2 protein-coding genes are annotated in these 1,846 nt (G+C 72.4%); both read right to left on the minus strand.

What is annotated here, in order from left to right:
* Window positions 1–69 precede the first annotated feature (69 nt).
* Window positions 70–1,239, minus strand: coding sequence for an AMP-binding enzyme (locus sphsw_RS13245; protein ID WP_052380938.1), 1,170 nt, complete (start codon window positions 1,237–1,239; stop codon window positions 70–72).
* A partial coding sequence (locus tag sphsw_RS20525; RefSeq protein ID WP_042467277.1) for a GGDEF domain-containing protein occupies window positions 1,236–1,846 on the minus strand: 611 nt, incomplete at its 5' end. The genes sphsw_RS13245 and sphsw_RS20525, both read right to left, overlap by 4 nt.

Below are 1,846 nucleotides of genomic sequence, written 5' to 3' on the forward strand. Positions count from 1 at the left end.
CTACGCCGCGCTCGGCGAGAAGACCCGCGGCTATGCGCTGACTGGGCGCTAGACGCCGGCGGGGCGGCATCAGCCCCAGTCTTCGAGCTTTCCCATGGCCGTGCGCGGCACCGCCGTGCCGAAGCGATAGGCCTTCGGACGCTCGGGATCGGTGAGCCGGTTCGCCGCCAACTGCTCGATCCGCGCGGACAGCCGGGCGGGGTCCTGACCGGGGTGCGGCACGACGAACGCCTTCAACCGGCCATTGCCGTGCAGCCGCACCGCGACGTCCGCGACACCCTCCACCGTCCGCAGCACGCCGGCGACGCGCCCTGGCCAGACATTGTGCCCGGCGACCTGGACCGCCCCGTCGCGCCGACCGATCGGTCGAATGACGCGCTCGCCGAGACGCGCGACATGGTCGGGCAGGTCGTGGTGCCGGCCGTCGCGCTCGACGAGCCGCCAGTCATCCGGGTCGGCGGCCGTGAGCTGCCAGCGGGGCAGCAGGACGTAGTCGAGCGCGGGCAGCGTGCGGATCGCGATACCGCCGGTTTCGGAGGCGCCGTAGATATCGACCAGCCCGGCAAGCCCCGCCGCGAGCAGCCCGGCGGCGACGGTGTCGTCGAGCGGCCCGGCCGAACTGATGCCGATGACATCCCCCGGCCAGTGGCGCATCATCCGCGACAGCGCGCGCCACTGGTCGGGCACCGCGACGACGAGATCGCCCGCCTCGAGCGACAGCGGTGCGCCGATCGTCCGCACGACGACGGGAACGCCCAGCGCGTCGGGCAGCAGCGCGGTCCAGACCAGCCCGTAGAGATGATCGGCGGGGACCAAGGCGACGACCCGGCGCCGATCGGCGAACCGTGTCGCGAAGACTGCCGCCTCGTCGAGCAGGTCGGGGACGGCGTGGATGCACAGGCGCGGGCTGCCGGTCGAACCGGACGTCCGCACCGCGATCCGGTCGGTGCCCGTAGCGTGCGCACGCAGGATCCAGTCGGTCCAGGCGCCGACCGTCTGCGGCGGACCCTCGCCAAGCGTATCGTCGTCGAGGTCGAACGTCTCGGCCAGCGCGCCCAGCGCGCCGAGCTGCTCCATCGAATCGAGCCCGAGGCCCTCGTCGCCGATCGGCATGGCTTCGGGCCAGTCGCCGCGTGTCGCGGCCGGCGGCGCCGGATCGCGCAGCCGCGCCATCTCGGTCGCGACGACCGCGCAGGCGATGCGGTGCACCGCGGCGCGCGACAGTCCGGCCCGGGTCACGCGGTCGCGGTCTCGCGCGAGCGGACCCGGTTCCGACCGGCATGCTTGGCGGCGTAGAGGCGATCATCCGCGAGCGCGAGCAGCGCATCGATCGAACCGTCGGTTTCGCCGAGCGTGGCGCAGCCCAGGCTGGCGGTCACGTGCAACCCACCGCGCGGCGTGTCGACCGCGATTCCGGCGATCGCCGCGCGCATCGCCTCGGAGAGCGCCGCCGCCTGATCCTCGTCATAGCGCGGCAGCAGGACGCCGAACTCCTCGCCCCCGAGCCGCGCGAATATTCCGCTGGGCGGGAGCAGCGCGGTACACACATCGGTAACGCGGCGGAGCAGCGTGTCGCCGACCGGGTGGCCATGCGTGTCGTTGACGGCCTTGAAATGATCGAGGTCGAGAACGATCAGCGACAGCGATTGCCGTAACTCGCGCCAGTGATGCTGTTCGCGTTTCAGCACCTCGCCGAAATGCCGTCGGTTGGCGGCGCCGGTCAGGTGATCATGGTTCAACAGACGGCGCATGTCTTCCGCCGCCTCGCCACGCCGCGGCACGTCGCGCAGGATGACGGAAAAGCCGGAGGCGCGCGGCTCGCCCCGCTCGGACCGCGCGACGACGA

The sequence above is a fragment of the Sphingomonas sp. FUKUSWIS1 genome, from assembly GCF_000733135.1.
GTDB classification, from domain to species: domain Bacteria; phylum Pseudomonadota; class Alphaproteobacteria; order Sphingomonadales; family Sphingomonadaceae; genus Sphingomonas; species Sphingomonas aerolata.